This is a genomic window from Glycomyces lechevalierae (assembly GCF_027622945.1).
In the GTDB taxonomy this organism is placed as follows: domain Bacteria; phylum Actinomycetota; class Actinomycetes; order Mycobacteriales; family Micromonosporaceae; genus Glycomyces; species Glycomyces rutgersensis.
On the sequence record NZ_JAPZVQ010000005.1, the window covers coordinates 115,676 to 130,402 of the forward strand.

Genomic DNA, 14,727 nt, shown 5'->3' on the forward strand with positions numbered 1-14,727 from the left:
GACTCTGGGGGTCGGCGCCGCCGCCCAGGGCGAGGGATCCTGAGCGGCGACGCGGTGCCTTTGCGGGACGTTAGAACTGACGGTTCGGAAGCTCGGCCTCGAACTGGTCGGGGCCGAAGACGCCTTCCTCGACCGGCGTGAACTTCTCGGGGCTGCCGCCCTCGATGACGTCGACCACGACGTCCATGAGCTGCTCGCCGAAGGCCGGGTTGCACTCGACGATGTAGTTGACCTTGCCGTCGACACCGGCCTGGAAACCGGCCTTGGAGCCGTCCACGATGATGATCTGGATGTCGGTGCCGGGGGCCTTGCCGGACTCTTCGATCGCCTGGATGGCGCCGAGGCCCATTTCGTCGTTGTGCGCGTACAGCAGCTGGATGCCGTCGAGACCGTGGGTCGTGATGAAGGTCTCCATCGTCGCCTTGCCCTCTTCGGCGGTGAAGTTGCCGGTCTGGGAGTCGACGAGCGTGTACGCCACGCCCTTCTCGTCGAGGACGGCGAAGAACCCGGCCTTGCGGTCGTTCGCGGGGGCCGAGCCGGTGGTGCCGGTGAGCTCCAGGATCTTGAAGTCCGGGGTGGTCGCGAACGTCGTCGCGGCCCACTCGCCGGCGGAGCGGCCCTCGGCCTCGAAGTCCGAGCCGAGTCGGGTCACGTAGAGGTCCTCGTCGGCGGCTTCGACGCCGCGGTCGGCGAGCACGACCGGGATGCCGGCGTCCGAGGCCTCGGTGAGCACGTCGGTCCAGCCGGTCTCGACCACCGGGGCGATCACGATCGCGTCGACGGCCTGGTTGATGAAGGAGCGGACCGCGGCGATCTGCTTCTCCTGGTCCTGCTGGCCGTCGTCGAACTTGAGCTCGGTGATGCGGTCGTCCGCCGCGGCGGCGTCCTGGACGGACTTGGAGTTGGCGGTGCGCCAAGCGGATTCGGCACCGACCTGCGAGAAGCCGATGACGTACCCGTCACCGCCGCCGCCGTTGCCATCACCGCCGGAGTCCTCGCCGCACGCGGAGAGGGTGAAGAGGGCTGCGCCGGCGCCGGCGCCGATGCCGGCAAGAGACCGTCGTTTCATGGGGGTCGCCTTTCAAAGGGTTGTTACGAGGGTTTTCGATATTTGCGCGCGTGCATGTTACCGCTCATATCCTCACCTGTGTTACCGCTCTCGTCAACCCGTAAAGGAGCTGTAAAGGCGTAACGATTCAGCAACACGATGCGAGAAAAGCCAAGGTAGATAGCGTTTTCAAGCCTGTGAGCCGCGTGGTTTCCACAACACGTCGCCGCCCGGGTTCGCTTTCCGAGCCAGCACGAACAGCAGGTCCGAGAGCCGGTTCAAGTACGTGACCGGGACCGCGTGCGTCGTGTCCGGCTCGGCCTCGAGGAGCGCCCACACGTTCCGCTCGGCCCGCCGCGCCACCGTGCACGCCTGGTGCAGCAGGGCCGCGCCCGGGGTGCCGCCGCGCAGAATGAAGGACCGCAGCGCCTCCAGGTCCGCGTTGGCCTCGTCGATCCAGCCCTCGAGCCGGGTCACATAGGACTCGTCGATCCGCAGCGGCGGATACTTGGGGTTTTCGGACACGGGCGTCGAGAGGTCCGCGCCGACGTCGAACAGGTCGTTCTGGACCGCGAGCAGGACCTCCCGCTCCCGTTCCCCGATCTCGCCCGTCTGGAGCGCCAGGGCGGCGCCGATGACGGCGTTCGCCTCGTCCACGTCGCCGTAGGCCGCGAGCCGGACGTGCGTCTTGGGAACGCGCGAGAAGTCGGCGAGGCCGGTCGTGCCGTCGTCGCCGGTCTTCGTATAAATCCTGGTGAGATTGACCGCCATGCACCGACCATATAGCCTCGCCCCATGGCAAAAGTCACGGTAATCGGTTCGGGACTCATGGGTTCCGGGATCGCGCAGGTCACGAGCCTGGGCGGTTGGGACGTCACGTTGATCGACACGGACAAGGGCGCGCTCGAGCGCGCACGGGCCGCCATCCGCGGCTCGCTGGACCGCTTCGTCGCCAAGGAGAAGGTCACCGCGGAGGACGCGGAGGCCGCGCAGTCGCGCATCACCGTCAGCACCGACCTCGACGAGGCCGCGGGGTCGAGGATCGCCGTCGAGGCGGTCTTCGAGCGTCTCGCGGTCAAGCAGGAGGTCTTCCGCACGCTCTCGGGCATCTGCTCGCCGGAGACCGTCCTCGCGACGAACACCTCTGCCATCCCGATCACGGAGATCGCCGCCGCCGCAACGCATCCCGAGCGGGTCGTGGGCACCCACTTCTTCTCGCCCGTGCCGATGATGCAGCTCTGCGAGCTCGTGCGCGGCATCCACACCAGCGACGAGGCGCTCGACACCGCGCGCCGCTTCGCCGAGTCCGCCGGGAAGACCTGCGTGGTCGTCAACCGCGACGTCGCCGGGTTCGCGACCACCCGCCTCATCTGCGCGTTCGTGAACGAGGCGGCCCGGCTCGTGGAGGACGGCGTGATCTCCGCCGAGGACCTCGACACCGCCTGCCGGCTCGGCTTCGGCCACCCGATGGGCCCGCTCGCCACGGCCGACCTCACCGGGATCGACGTGATCACGCACGCCACCGAGAACATCTACGAGGACACCGCGGACCCGAAGTTCTTCCCGCCCGCGCTCCTGCGCCGCCTCGTCGCGGCCGGCGAGATCGGCCGCAAGAGCGGCAAGGGATTCTTCGACTACAGCGAGTTATCCACAGCCCTGTGGATACAGCGAAACGGCGCGGACCAGGAGGTCCGCGCCGTTCTTCGCTGTCTGCTACTTCACCACGAGGGTCGCACGCGCCGGCGCGAGCACCTTCTCGCCGCCGCTCGTGACGGTCATCGCCAGTTCGACCGAGGTCGCGTCGAGCTTGCGGATCTTGCCTTCCACGACCACTTCGGCACCGCCGTCGGCGGGCACCACGACGGGCTTCGCGAAGCGCGCCGAAAAGTCGGTGAGGGTCGCGTCGAGCCCGGCGCCCCTGCTCCACTCGCGCACCGCGCGGGAGACGAGGCCCATCGTGTACATGCCGTGGGCGATCACGTCAGGGAGTCCGGCGGCCTTGGCCGCGGCTTCGTCCTGGTGGATCGGGTTCTGGTCCCCGGAGGCGTCGGCGTAGGCCACGAGGTCGGCCCGCGTGACGGCGAACGCCGAGGTGAACACGGTCTGGCCCGCTTCGAGTCCGGTGAGGCTCATGCCGCGTCCCCCGCCACGAAGAGGGTGGTCCACACCTCGGCAGCCAGGCCGTCGCCGTCGGCGACGTCGGTGCGCAGCGCGAGGAGGTCGTTCCCGGCGACGGACTTGATCGACTCGATGGTCGAGGCGCACGTCACCGCCGCACCGGCCCGCAGCTCGCGGTGGTACGCGAAACGCTGCTCGCGGTGCAGGACGCGGCTCCAGTCGAGCCCGAAGTCGGGGTCGTCGATGAGCCGCTCCGCCGCGGGCAGCGTGAGCGATATCAAGAACGTAGGCGGAACCGTTCCGTCGTCGTCCAGGCCGAGGGCCTGGGCGAAACGGGTCACCGCATCCGCGGTGATGACCACGGGTTCAGTGGGCGGCAAAGACCGACCTGCGTACGAAGTGTTGAGCATGTACCGGAGCGGTGGGGACTAGCGGGTCTCTTTGTGAGTCCGCGAGACCTTGCACCTCGGGCAGTACTTCTTGAGCTCGAGCCGGTCGGGGTGGTTCCGACGGTTCTTCTTCGTGACGTAGTTGCGCTCTTTGCACTCCACGCACGCCATGGTGATCTTGGGGCGGACGTCAGTAGCCTTGGCCACGATGAGTGCCTTCCTCTAACGCGGCCTGCCGGGATGACGGGCCGTTCTTGAACAAAACAAAGCGTCGACCAGAGTATCTCGGTGGTCGACGCTTTACAAAAGTAGCGATGGGCAGGATCGAACTGCCGACACAACGATTATGAGTCGTTTGCTCTACCACTGAGCTACACCGCCGTGCGCTCACTGCCACCAGATGGCACTGCGTGAGCAGAAAACCTGTGAGCAGTACAGCACTCGAATGGTTCCGGAGTGCTTCCGAGCCCCCTTACGGAATCGAACCGTAGACCTTCTCCTTACCATGGAGACGCTCTGCCGACTGAGCTAAGGGGGCGATCGCGAGGCTTCCCTCGCGGCCTTGACAAGAGTACATGACGGGCCGCCCGGAGCGAACACGGGGCCCGCCTTGCGGTGCGGGCCACAACGGGCCCGATCGGCCGCCCGGAGGCGGGTCTTCCCGGTGCCGCCGCAGGCCTCGGCGACCCTTGCGAGCCGTAAACGGGTCCAGTGGTCGAGCCATGCGGCGAAGCGGTCGGCCGGGAGCGGACGCGAGAAGTAGTACCCCTGACCGGCCTCGCAGTGGAGCTCGCGGAGCTCCTCGACGGTCTGGTGGGCCTCGATGCCCTCGGCCACGACGTCGATCGCGAAGTGCCGGGCGAGGCCCAGGACCGCCTCCACGATCGCGCGGTCGTCCGCGTCGGTCGCCATGCCCTGCACGAACCGCAGGTCGATCTTGATCTCCTGCACCGGCAGCCGGCGCAGGTACGCGAGCGAGGAGTACCCGGTCCCGAAGTCGTCCACGGACAGGCGCACGCCCATCTCGTGCAGGCGGTCGAGCGCAGGCGTGAGCCGCGGCTCACCTGAGACCACGTCGTCCTCGGTGATCTCGAACGTCAACCGCTCCGGCGCCACCCCGTGCCGTTCGAGGAGCGAGGCGACCTTGTCCGGGAAGTCCTTGTCCGCGAGCGTGCGCGGCGAGAGGTTCACCGCCATCGGCAGCGGCCCGTCCTCGCCGGCCCATTCTGCCGAGCGCCGCAGCGCCTCGTCGAGCACCATCTCGGTGAGCGCCCCGAGCTGCCCGGTCGACCCGGCGATCGGGATGAACTCCTCGGGCGCGACGAGCCCGAACGTCGGGTGCGGCCACCGCACCAGTGCCTCAGCGCCGAGCACCACGCCCGTGTCGAGGCGGACCTTCGGCTGGAAGTGCACTTCGAGCCGGCCCCGGTCGAGCGCCCGCCGCAGGTCGGCGGCGAGGCCGATGCGGCGCAGGCTCTCGGATTCGAGGCCGGAGTGGTAGAGCTGCACGCCGTCGGCGGCGGTCTTCGCCTGCCGTGTGGCGCCGTCCGCGCGCTTGAGGAGCTCGTCCGCGTCCGCGGCGAAGTCCGGGTGCGTGACGACCCCCACCGCCGCCGAAAGACTCACGGCGACCCCGCCGACCTCGAAGGGCCCCTGGACGGCCGCGCGCAGGCGCCGGGCCGTGTCGAGCGCTTCATCGGTGGAGGCGAGGCGGGTCTGGAGGATGAACTCGTCGGAGTCGATGCGCCCCAGGAACGAAGCCGCGGGCGCGTGGGCCTTGAGCCGCTTCGCGAACTCCTTCAGCGCGGTGTCACCCGCCTCGTGGCCGAGCGCGTCGTTGATCTCGTGGAGCGAGTCCACATCGAACATGAAGACCGCGACGACCTCGTTCGGCACCGTGATCGACAGCGCCTCCTGCAGCGCCGCGAGGGACCGGCGGCGACTCGGGAGCCCGGTGAGCGGGTCGTGGTACGCGTCGTACCGGAGCTGGTCGAGGAGGCGCTCGTTCTGGACCGCGATGCCGACGTTGGCGGCGATGGTCTCCATGAGCTGCAGGTCCACCGGCTCGAAGTGGGAGATCTCCCCGCCGATGCGGTCGGCCACGGACAGGCAGCCGTACACCTCGTCGCCGGACCGCAGCGGCAGCAGCATCGCGCCGCGCAGCCCCGCCTCCTCGAGGGTCGCCCGCTGTTCGCGGGTGCCGTTCTTCGGGCTCAGCAGCAAGCCCTTGCCGGATTCCATGACCTCGCGCTGGAGCGCATCGGGAATCGGGTCCAGGTCCGTGAGCCCGGCGTCGTCGAGCGTCGAGGTCAGCCGAATCTGCGGGTACCTGCCCGCGGCCGGGACCCAGACCGTCGCCGACTCGGCCGAGAGGATGTCCCGCAGCCGCCCGAGCATCGCGTCGATGAGCCGGTTGGACCGCACCGAGTCGACCACGAGCTGCGTGAAGGCGTTGAGCTCGCGGAGCACGTGACGCTGCCGGCGGAGCGCGGCGTAGCTGCGGGCGAGGTAGATGAACGCGATGACGATGAGCCCGATGAAGATCGAGGTCCACATCGTCGCCGAGAGCAGCACGAGGAAGATCAGGCCGACGCACGCGGCGAGGACGGGCCCGATCATGGTGAGCGCGAACCCGGCCCACGCGTGGACCACGGCCCCCCAGCCGGTCATGAAGAAGAACATCGCCGAGAGGAAGAGGGTGGTCACCACCCCGATGAGGACGATCGCGGAGATCAGGACCAGCCACGTGCGGGGGTCGGTGGCGGCGCCGAGGGTCATGTACTGGACGTAGACCGCGCCCACCGCGGTGCTCGTCGTGGTCACCCCGGTGTTGAAGACGGGCTTGAGCAGCCCGATGTCCTCGCGGACGTAACGCCGCCCGAAGAAGATCGCCGCCGCGACGAACTTGGTCGCCACGACCCAGAACGGCGGCAGGTAGAACAGCGCCACGACCATCGGGATGTCCGTCAGGTTGAACGCGATCCCGGTGCCGCGGGCATGATGCTGGACCAGCAGGCCCTGGCATACGAAGAACGAGGCCGTGAAGATGATCAGCTGCAGGACGGGGTACGACGGCGGGGGCCCGAGTACCACGAGCCACGCGAGCCCGGCGGCGAACACGCCGCCGGAGATCACTTGCGGCATGGCCTCGCGCACGGTCGAAGCCCGGCCTGTCATCGGCATCGCATGCTGACCATCTCCGGTCGCCAGGTGCTAGTTGAGTTCTCCCGAGCCCAACGTGGACACGTTGTTGAGTTCACCGGATCCGGCGGAGTTGAGTTCGCCCGAGCCGCCGGCGCTGGCGGCCGACGCGGTCCCGGCGATGATGCCGAGCGCGAGGAGACCCGCGGCGACGGCGGCGCCGAGTCGCTTGAAGATTCTGACCGGTTTCACGAGGCCTCCCGTGAGGTGTGGGAATGTGCTGTCAAGGGGACCAGTAGAGCCATGGTGCCACAGTCGGCTCTCCGCGGGGAAGGCTTGCGACCGTGATTCTCGCGCTCTTTCTGGTTCAGCCGTACGGGTGAGCACGGCTCACGTCCCATTCTCGCCGATGGCCGCGGCGGCCTCGCTCACGGGTCGGGCGTTCACATGCCCGCCGTTGCTCGATCATGTAGGTTAGGCTCGCCTTACTCGTGAAGACGATCGCTGTTCGATAAGGAATGCGCACATGCCAGCAGACACCGCCGCCTTCTCGGCCCGGATCCGCGAAGCGTCCTGGTCACGGCACCAGGGCCTCGACCCGTCGGCCGACGCCGCCGAGCCGACCCCGGGCGTGTTCGACCTGCTCTTCGACGGCACGCTGAGCGTCGACGACTACACGCGTTGGCACGCACAGCAGTTCTTCGTGTACGAGGCGATCGAGGCCGCGGCCGAGCGATTCCGGGACGACCCGGTGGCCGGCCCGTTCGTGTTCCCCGAACTCGCGCGCGTGCCCGCGATCGAGGCCGACCTGCGGTTCCTCATGGGCCCCAAGTGGCGTTCGGGGGTCGAGCCGCTGGCGGCGACGAAGGCCTACGTGGACCGAATCGATGAGGCCGCGGCCGCTTGGCCGGGCGGCTACATCGCCCACGCGTACACCCGCTACCTGGGCGACCTCTCGGGCGGCCAGGCGTTCGGCAAGGCCGCGCGCCGCAACTACGGCTTCGAGGGCGAGGGCGCCTCGTTCTACGACTTCGCGGACATCAAGAGCCCCAAGGCGTTCAAGGACGAGTACCGGTCCCGACTCGACGCGGCCGACCTCACCGCGGCCGAGCAGGACCGCCTCATCGAGGAGGTCCTGCTCGCGTACGACCACAACGGCGCGGTGCTCGCGGCGCTCGGCGAAGGCCTGGGCCGCAACCCGTTCGAGCCGAAAGTCATCGCCGCGATCTGCCACCACATGAACACCGACCACGCCGCGGACACGCTCGTGATCTGCCGGGGCGCCGGAGACCAGCGCGGTTCGGAGGCGGCCCGGATGACGGGGTTCGACGGCGACGGCGCGGATTTCGCGGCGCTCGTGGACGGCGTCGAGGTGCCGGTCCGGATCCGCTGGGCGTCGCCGCTGTCGGAGCGGGCCGAGGTGCGGCCGGAGATCGTGCGCCTGTTCACCGAATCAAAGGCGGCCCTGGCGGACGGCTGACCACTACCTTCCGGAATTGTCCTGATTGTCGCGACACGCCGGGCGGTGACGGATCTCGCCCGCCGCGCGCTCGCGGCGCTACCGTGTGGCGGTCGCCAAGCCCACGGCCGGCCCCCCGGGAACCCGCGCGGTTCCGAAGCGCCGCTGATGGGCACACTTCGATCTCGGAGTCTTCATGTCCGAAACCGGACCGGTAGCCGCCTCAGCGATCAGGCGTCACGCCGCCCGGCCGCACCGCACGAGGGGCCAGCATCGCGCCTCGTGGGCCGCTGAACTGTCCCCGCTGCTGGCGGGGACGCAACGTCGTTACACCGCCGTCGTGGGCTCGGCCGTGGCCGGGGCGTCGATCGTCGCCATGGCGACGGGAGCCGGGTTCTCCTCCGGAGAGGAGGAGCCGCCGCCGTCGCGGGCGGTCGCCGACATCGCGGCCCTCGCAGCGGAGGCGAGCGTCCCTGAGGCGCAGGTCGCGAGCACGTCGTCGCCCGGTTCGACCGCCCCGCTCGGCACCGCCACGGCCGACGAGGTCGCCCTGTCGGAGCGGACCTCCCCCGTCACCGGCCAAGCGGCGCAGATCAAGTGGACGCCGATGCTGGACCAGATCACGATCACGTCGCTGTTCGGGCAGCGCTGGGGCCGCAACCACAACGGGGTCGACTTCGATGCGGAGACCGGGGACCCGGTGTACGCGGCGTACCCGGGGACGGTGACGCACGCGGGCTGGGAGACCGGGTTCGGGAACCTCGTGATCATCGACCACGGCGACGGCGTGGAGACGTACTACGCGCACAACTCCGAAGTGCTGGTGAGCGAGGGCGACTGGGTGGACGCCGGTTCGCAGATCGCGAACGCGGGGAACACGGGCCGCTCGTTCGGCTCGCACGTCCACTTCGAGGTGCACGTGAACGGCGAGCCGGTCGAGCCGCTGAACTATCTCGCCGAGGCGGGGCTCGACCTGCGTTGAGCGAGGCCGGCCCCGCGGCTCAGAGTTTGCTGACGGGGGCGAGCCTGAGGATCACCCATTTGGGTTCGCCGTCGCCGAAGTCGATGCGCGCCTGGGCCCTCGGACCGGAGCCCTTGAGCTCGACGACGCGGCCGAGGCCCCACTTGTCGTGGGTGACCCTGTCCCCCACGTCGAGTGACGGGATGTCGGCGGCGCTGCGCATGACGATCGGGGAGCCGAAGTTCGCGGTGGTCTTGGGTTTGACGACGCGCGGCGGCGGGGCCGATTCGCTCCATTCGATGAGGTCGGCGGGGATCTCGGCGAGGAAGCGGCTGGCGGCGTAGTACTCGGGCTGGCCGAAGATGTTGCGGGTGCCGGCGCGGGTGAGGTGCAGGTGCTTGCGGGCGCGGGTGAGGCCGACGTACGCGAGGCGGCGCTCCTCCTCCATGTCCCCGGGCTTGTTCATGGACCGCTCGTGCGGGAAGAGGCCGTCGTCGAGGCCGGTGAGGAACACCGTGTCGAACTCGAGGCCCTTCGCGGTGTGGAGCGTCATGAGCGTGACGACGCCGCCTTCCTCCGCCTCGGGGTCGGGGATCGAGTCGGCGTCGGAGACGAGCGCGACGTGCTCCAGGAAGGACGGCACGTCCGCGGCGAGGTCGGCCTCGCCGGTCTCTTCGAATTCGGTGGCCGTGGTCCCGCGGACGACGGACTCGGTGAACTCGTGGGCGACGGCGACGAGTTCCTGGAGGTTCTCGACGCGGCCTTCGTCGCGCGGGTCGGTGGACTGCTCGAGCCCTTCGAGGTACCCGGTGTCGCCGATGAGCTTGTCGAGCACTTCCTCGGGCGGCGCGGTCTGCGCGAGCGCGGTGGCCTCGTCGAGGATCTCGCAGAAGCGCTTGATGCCGGTGCGGGCGCGGCCGGAGACGCCGGGGGCCTCGTCGACGCGGTGGAGCGCGGCGGGGAAGGAGATCCGGAGCCGGGCGGCGAGCGCTTCGACCTCGGCGACGGCGCGGTCGCCGACGCCGCGCTTGGGGACGTTGACGACCCGCATCGCGGAGACGGTGTCGTCGGGGTTCGCGGTGAGCTTCAGGTACGCGAGCATGTCGCGGACTTCCTTGCGCTCGTAGAAGCGCACGCCGCCGACCACTTTGTACGGGATGCCGCGGCGCACGAACACTTCCTCGAACGCGCGGGACTGGGCGTTGGTGCGGTAGAAGATCGCGGAGTCGCCGAAGCTGGTCTCGCCGGCGTCGACGAGTTCGTCGATGCGGTTCGCGACCCACGCGGCCTCGTCGTGCTCGTTGTCGCCGGTGTGGCCGAGGATGCGGCCGCCGGGGCCTTCGTCGCTCCAGAGGCGCTTCTCGCGGCCGCGTTCGGTGTTGTTGCGGATGACGCCGTTGGCGGCGTCGAGGATCGTCTGCGTGGAGCGGTAGTTCTGCTCCAGGAGGATCGTCTTGGCGTCCGGGAAGTCGCGTTCGAACTCGATGATGTTGCGGATGGTCGCGCCGCGGAAGGCGTAGATCGACTGGTCCGCGTCGCCGACGACGCACAGTTCCGCGCGGTCGTCGCCGGTGCCGACGAGTTCGCGGACGAGCGTGTACTGGGCGTGGTTGGTGTCCTGGTACTCGTCGACCATGACGTGGCGGAACCGCATCCGGTAGGACTTGGCGACCTCGGGGAACCGCTGGAAGAGCTGGACGGTGGCGCCGATGATGTCGTCGAAGTCGACGGCCTGGGCGAGGCGGAGGCGCTCGTCGTACTGGGCGTAGACGTCGGCGACGAGCGTGCCGCGGGCGTCGTCGGCCTTGGCGGCGGCCTGCTCGGGGCCGATGAGCTCGTTCTTCAGCCTGGAGATCTCGGCGGCGAACCAGCGCGGGGACTGCTTCTTGGAGTCGAGCCCGAGGTCTTTGACGATCTGGGTGAGGAGCCGGCGGGCGTCGTCGGTGTCGTAGATCGTGAAGCTGCTCTTCCAGCCGAGCCGGTGGGCTTCGCGGCGCAGGATGCGCAGGCACGCGGAGTGGAAGGTGAGCACCCACATGGCCCGGGAGCGGTCGCCGATGAGGCCGGCGACGCGTTCGCGCATCTCGGCGGCGGCCTTGTTGGTGAAGGTGATGGCGAGGATCTCGCCGGGGTGGGCGCCGCGCTCGCCGAGCAGGTGGGCGATGCGGTGGGTGAGGACGCGGGTCTTGCCGGATCCCGCGCCCGCGACGATGAGCAGCGGGGACCCGGCATGCTCGACGGCTTGGCGTTGCGGTTCGTTGAGGCCGGTCAGAAGGTCGTTCATCACGAACAATTATGCCGCGCCGGGTACGACACTCGACCGGCGCGGCGTCACTCTTTAGAGCGGTCCGCGGCCGGCGCGGAGAACCAGCATGGCGATCTGGATGCCGTCGTCGCCGAGGGCGGCGCGGTACTTCTCGAGGATGGCGCGCTCGCGGTCCAGGACCAGGCGGGTGCCGCCGTTGGCCATGCGGATCTCGCCGACGCGCTTAGAGACCTCGGCGCGGCGCTGCCAGAGGCGGATGATCTCGGCGTCCAGGGCGTCGATCTCGACGCGGAGCTCCTTGAGCTCGTCGGGTGCGACTTCGGTCTCGGTGCTGGCGGTCATCAGGGCTTCTCCTTAGAGCGATGTCTCATCTGACTCCGGGCGGTGGCCCTGGGCGTGAAAAAAGCCCCGGGCTGTTCGCCCGGGGCCGGTAGGTCGGTGTCAGCGCGACGACCTACGGCTCGGACGGTTCCGGCCGTAGTAAAAGTAAAATCGCGCGCTCTGAGTCACGCCGCAAGTATGCCACACGCCCGCTGGTCTGACCAGCGGGCGTGTGTTCGTTATCGCAGTGTTCAGTCGTTCTTAAGCGTCCGAGCCCCAGTTCGCGGCGGCGCGGCGGCGGCGCATGAGCACCAGCGAGACGACGCCGGCGAGCAGGACCGCACCGCCGATGGAGGCGACGGTGGTCAGGCTGGAGCCGGTGACGGGAAGCTGCGGCTTCGGGGACTCGCTCGGGACCTCTTCGACGGTGATCTCGAACTCGACCTCGGCCGTGTACTCCTCGGTGTGCTCCTCGGCGAGGATGAGGCGCTGGCCTTCGACGTCGGCGCCGTTCTCATCGACGGGGACGAAGGTGCGGCCGGCCGGGGTGGTCCAGGTGAACGTGTCGGTGACGAGGGTGACCGTGGAGGTCTTGGCCTCGTCGAACTTCACGTAGAAGACCTGGCCGTCGGAGAGGGAGGTGAGCTCCTCGCCGTTCTCGTCGACGATGGTCGCGCCCTCGGGCTGCGAGAAGTTGATCGCGTCGACGTTCGTCTCGACGGTGAACGGACCGACGGTGGTGCCCTCGGTCTTGGACTGCGAGTCGTCGACGTCGAAGCGCGGCTCGAGCTCGGGCTCGTCGACGGGCTCGGCGTTCTCGAGGATGTAGTCCTGGACGGCCGGGACGATCGCGTCGGCGACGTCGTTCTCGGTCGGGTCGGTGGTGTCGAGGACCCAGCCGTCGGTCAGCGACCAGACGGCGGACTGGGTCGCGGCGTAGGCGAGCTGGTCGGCGGTGACGTCGCCGTAGTCGTCGCTGGCGACGCCGGCCGCTTCGAGGAGCTCGTCGGCGTTGGTGCCGTCGTAGCCCTCGAGGAGGACGCCGAGGACCATCGGGAGGTCTTCGACGGGGACGTCGTCCCACGGGCGCTCCTCGTGGAGGTACTGCTCCTCGAGGTTGACGTTGAGCTGGATGCAGTAGACGGTGCGGTACTCGCCGTCGCCCATGTCGAGGGCGATCATCGAGGCGTGCGGCTTCTTGCCGACGCCGTCGGCTTCGCCGTACAGCTGAATGCCGCCGTCTTCGATGATCACGTTGCCGGCGGCGAGGGTGCTCGGCGCCTCTTCTTCCTGGGCCTGTGCGGCGGCGACGCCGGTGAGGCCGAGCGCGATGCCCGCGGCAGCGGCCATCGTCCCTTTCAGGGCTTTGGTCATCATTGGTGGAAGTCCCTTTGCTTTTCCGAGGGATTGACGCGTTGACTCTTCATGCGACACGTTAGCGGCAGGGTGCCGGTTGCATCGCGCGGCACGAATTCCTGGAGCTGCACTTCACTTGGGAGGCAAGGGAAATGGCGCGGCCCTAGAGAGCCGCGCCACTATAACGATTCGGTATCGACCGCGCTGTCGTGTTCGAACGGTGACGAGTGGATACCGGTGGGACGCGAGTGGCCGGGACCGGAGGGGATCGCTTCCTCCAGTCCCGGCCGCACCATGCACCGGGCGTTGATGCGAGCCGCGGAGCGCGCCCGGGTCCGGACCGTTCGACGTGGTCCGGAACGCTCCTGCGGCAGCGGGGCCCGCCATCGGCGAGCGGGCTCCCGCGTCCTTCAGGTCTTAGTGTTCAGAAACCTTGCGGCGCTTGGCGAACACGATCACCGTCATGCCGCCGACCAGGAGCGCCACACCCGCCGCGAAGGCGATGCTCAGGCTCGAACCGGTCGTGGGCAGCTGCGGCTTCGGCGGCGCGCTCGCCTCGGGGGCGTCGAGGGCGAACTTCCACTCGGCCGGGACCTCCCCTTCACGCGGCTGCGCGAGGATGAGCTTCTGCGAGTCGCCGGAGGTCATCGGGTTCGCCGCGTCGCCCGAGAGCGCTTCTTCGCTGGTGGCGACGAAGACCCGGCCCACCGGCAGGTCGTACCCGGCGGTGCCGTTGACGGTGACCTGGTCCGCGCCCTCGTCGAGGACGATCCAGAACTGCTCGCCGTCCTTGAGGGACTCGACCGCCCCGCCGTCCTCGGTCTCGAGCGTGCCGCCATCGGCGCTCAGCTCGACCGGTCCGGCGTTGGAGCGCACCGTGTACGGCCCGAAGCGGCCGTCCTCATAGGTCGCGGTCTCCTCGCCCTCGAGGTCGACGGCGAACTCGGACGGGTCCGGGACGCGCCCGGTCTCCTCGGTCAGGTGCTGGTAGACCGCGAGGACCGCGTCGTCCTTGCCGTCGTTGCCGCCCTTGACCGGGTCGTCCTCGAGCAGGTCCCAGCCGTCGGTGTAGTGCCAGACGGCGGCCTGCGTGCCCGCGTAGGCGACCTCGCCGGCCTCCTCATCGGACCAGTCGGGGTTCACCTCCGCGCCGGCGGCCTCGATCAGGTCCTCGGCGGCCACGTTCGGGAAGCCGCTGAACAGGACCCAGCGGACCTCTTCGAGGTTCGCGACCCCCGACTCCTCCCACTCGCCCTCGGTGTACGGGCTCTCGGTGTCCAGCGGGGTGTGGATGTCGATGCAGTAGACGACGAGCGTCTCCTCGCCGCCGTGCGGCTTGAGGCCGAGGATGTTCGCCCACACGTCGTAGCGTTCCTCGTCGAAGCGCCCGCGCAGCTCCAGGCCGGGGGCGGTGACGATGTCGCCGGAGACCGGCTCGGGCTCCTCGGCGAAGGCGGGGGCGCCGGCCACGGCGCTCGTGAACGCCGTGGCGAGGAGCGCGGCTGCCGCCGCGAGCGGCGTGCGGATCGTCTTGAGTCTCATCGTGGTTCGGTCCTCCTGGGAGCGGACGTGAGGTGTGAGGTCTTCTCTGCAGGGGAAACGAGAGGACACTGAGTCACGGCGCGGCCACTGGTCCGAACGATGTGCAGAACCCACCGAAAGTACGAG

13 protein-coding genes, 2 tRNA genes and 1 pseudogene are annotated in these 14,727 nt (G+C 69.1%); 3 read left to right on the forward strand and 13 right to left on the reverse strand.

Annotation, left to right across the window (positions count from 1 at the left end; genetic code table 11):
• Nucleotides 1–70: 70 nt before the first annotated feature.
• Both O2L01_RS10920 and O2L01_RS10925 read right to left on the reverse strand, forming a co-directional pair.
• Nucleotides 71–1,069 carry an ABC transporter substrate-binding protein gene (locus tag O2L01_RS10920; RefSeq protein WP_270121963.1) on the reverse strand — a complete coding sequence of 333 codons (999 nt, stop codon included), beginning with the start codon at nt 1,067–1,069 and terminating at the stop codon, nt 71–73.
• Between the two features lie 168 nt (nt 1,070–1,237).
• Nucleotides 1,238–1,819 (reverse strand): cob(I)yrinic acid a,c-diamide adenosyltransferase, encoded by a 582-nt coding sequence (locus O2L01_RS10925; RefSeq protein ID WP_270122126.1) that lies wholly within the window; start codon nt 1,817–1,819, stop codon nt 1,238–1,240.
• A gap of 24 nt (nt 1,820–1,843) precedes the next feature.
• Here O2L01_RS10925 and O2L01_RS10930 point away from each other — a divergent pair.
• Nucleotides 1,844–2,686, forward strand: a pseudogene (locus tag O2L01_RS10930) (3-hydroxyacyl-CoA dehydrogenase family protein); the annotation flags it as partial.
• A 75-nt stretch (nt 2,687–2,761) separates the two neighbouring features.
• Here O2L01_RS10930 and O2L01_RS10935 read toward each other — a convergent pair.
• The 7 genes from O2L01_RS10935 to O2L01_RS10965 all read right to left on the reverse strand — a co-directional run bounded on the left by O2L01_RS10935 (nt 2,762) and on the right by O2L01_RS10965 (nt 6,948).
• Entirely contained in the window at nt 2,762–3,181 is a 420-nt protein-coding gene (locus O2L01_RS10935; RefSeq protein WP_270121964.1) for a MaoC/PaaZ C-terminal domain-containing protein, read from the reverse strand.
• Entirely contained in the window at nt 3,178–3,528 is a 351-nt protein-coding gene (locus tag O2L01_RS10940; protein WP_270121965.1) for an FAS1-like dehydratase domain-containing protein, read from the reverse strand. The genes O2L01_RS10935 and O2L01_RS10940 overlap by 4 nt, the downstream gene beginning before the upstream one ends.
• A 66-nt stretch (nt 3,529–3,594) precedes the next feature.
• Nucleotides 3,595–3,762, reverse strand: coding sequence for a 50S ribosomal protein L33 (gene rpmG, locus O2L01_RS10945; RefSeq protein WP_270121966.1), 168 nt, complete (start codon nt 3,760–3,762; stop codon nt 3,595–3,597).
• 102 nt (nt 3,763–3,864) lie between these two features.
• A tRNA-Met gene (locus tag O2L01_RS10950) sits at nt 3,865–3,936 on the reverse strand.
• An 84-nt stretch (nt 3,937–4,020) separates the two neighbouring features.
• Nucleotides 4,021–4,093 (reverse strand) — tRNA-Thr (locus tag O2L01_RS10955).
• Nucleotides 4,084–6,732, reverse strand: coding sequence for a putative bifunctional diguanylate cyclase/phosphodiesterase (locus O2L01_RS10960; protein WP_270121967.1), 2,649 nt, complete (start codon nt 6,730–6,732; stop codon nt 4,084–4,086). The genes O2L01_RS10955 and O2L01_RS10960 overlap by 10 nt, the downstream gene beginning before the upstream one ends.
• A 36-nt stretch (nt 6,733–6,768) precedes the next feature.
• Nucleotides 6,769–6,948: a hypothetical protein gene (locus tag O2L01_RS10965; protein WP_270121968.1), complete on the reverse strand. Its 180-nt coding sequence runs from the start codon at nt 6,946–6,948 to the stop codon at nt 6,769–6,771.
• A gap of 274 nt (nt 6,949–7,222) precedes the next feature.
• Between O2L01_RS10965 and O2L01_RS10970 the strand changes: the two genes are divergently transcribed.
• Nucleotides 7,223–8,176, forward strand: coding sequence for a biliverdin-producing heme oxygenase (locus O2L01_RS10970; RefSeq protein WP_270121969.1), 954 nt, complete (start codon nt 7,223–7,225; stop codon nt 8,174–8,176).
• A 175-nt stretch (nt 8,177–8,351) separates the two neighbouring features.
• Nucleotides 8,352–9,137 (forward strand): M23 family metallopeptidase, encoded by a 786-nt coding sequence (locus tag O2L01_RS10975; RefSeq protein ID WP_270121970.1) that lies wholly within the window; start codon nt 8,352–8,354, stop codon nt 9,135–9,137.
• A 19-nt stretch (nt 9,138–9,156) separates the two neighbouring features.
• Here O2L01_RS10975 and pcrA read toward each other — a convergent pair whose 3' ends face one another.
• The 4 genes from pcrA to O2L01_RS10995 all read right to left on the reverse strand — a co-directional run bounded on the left by pcrA (nt 9,157) and on the right by O2L01_RS10995 (nt 14,601).
• The gene (gene pcrA / locus O2L01_RS10980; RefSeq protein ID WP_270121971.1) at nt 9,157–11,400 is read right to left on the reverse strand and encodes a DNA helicase PcrA; all 2,244 of its coding nucleotides are present in this window, start codon (nt 11,398–11,400) and stop codon (nt 9,157–9,159) included.
• Nucleotides 11,401–11,454: 54 nt separating this feature from the next.
• On the reverse strand, nt 11,455–11,724 hold the full coding sequence (locus O2L01_RS10985; protein WP_270121972.1) for a chorismate mutase: 270 nt from the start codon (nt 11,722–11,724) through the stop codon (nt 11,455–11,457).
• A gap of 240 nt (nt 11,725–11,964) precedes the next feature.
• Nucleotides 11,965–13,080 carry a Cys-Gln thioester bond-forming surface protein gene (locus tag O2L01_RS10990; protein ID WP_270121973.1) on the reverse strand — a complete coding sequence of 372 codons (1,116 nt, stop codon included), beginning with the start codon at nt 13,078–13,080 and terminating at the stop codon, nt 11,965–11,967.
• 396 nt (nt 13,081–13,476) lie between these two features.
• Nucleotides 13,477–14,601: a Cys-Gln thioester bond-forming surface protein gene (locus O2L01_RS10995; RefSeq protein ID WP_270121974.1), complete on the reverse strand. Its 1,125-nt coding sequence runs from the start codon at nt 14,599–14,601 to the stop codon at nt 13,477–13,479.
• Between the last annotated feature and the right edge of the window lie 126 nt (nt 14,602–14,727).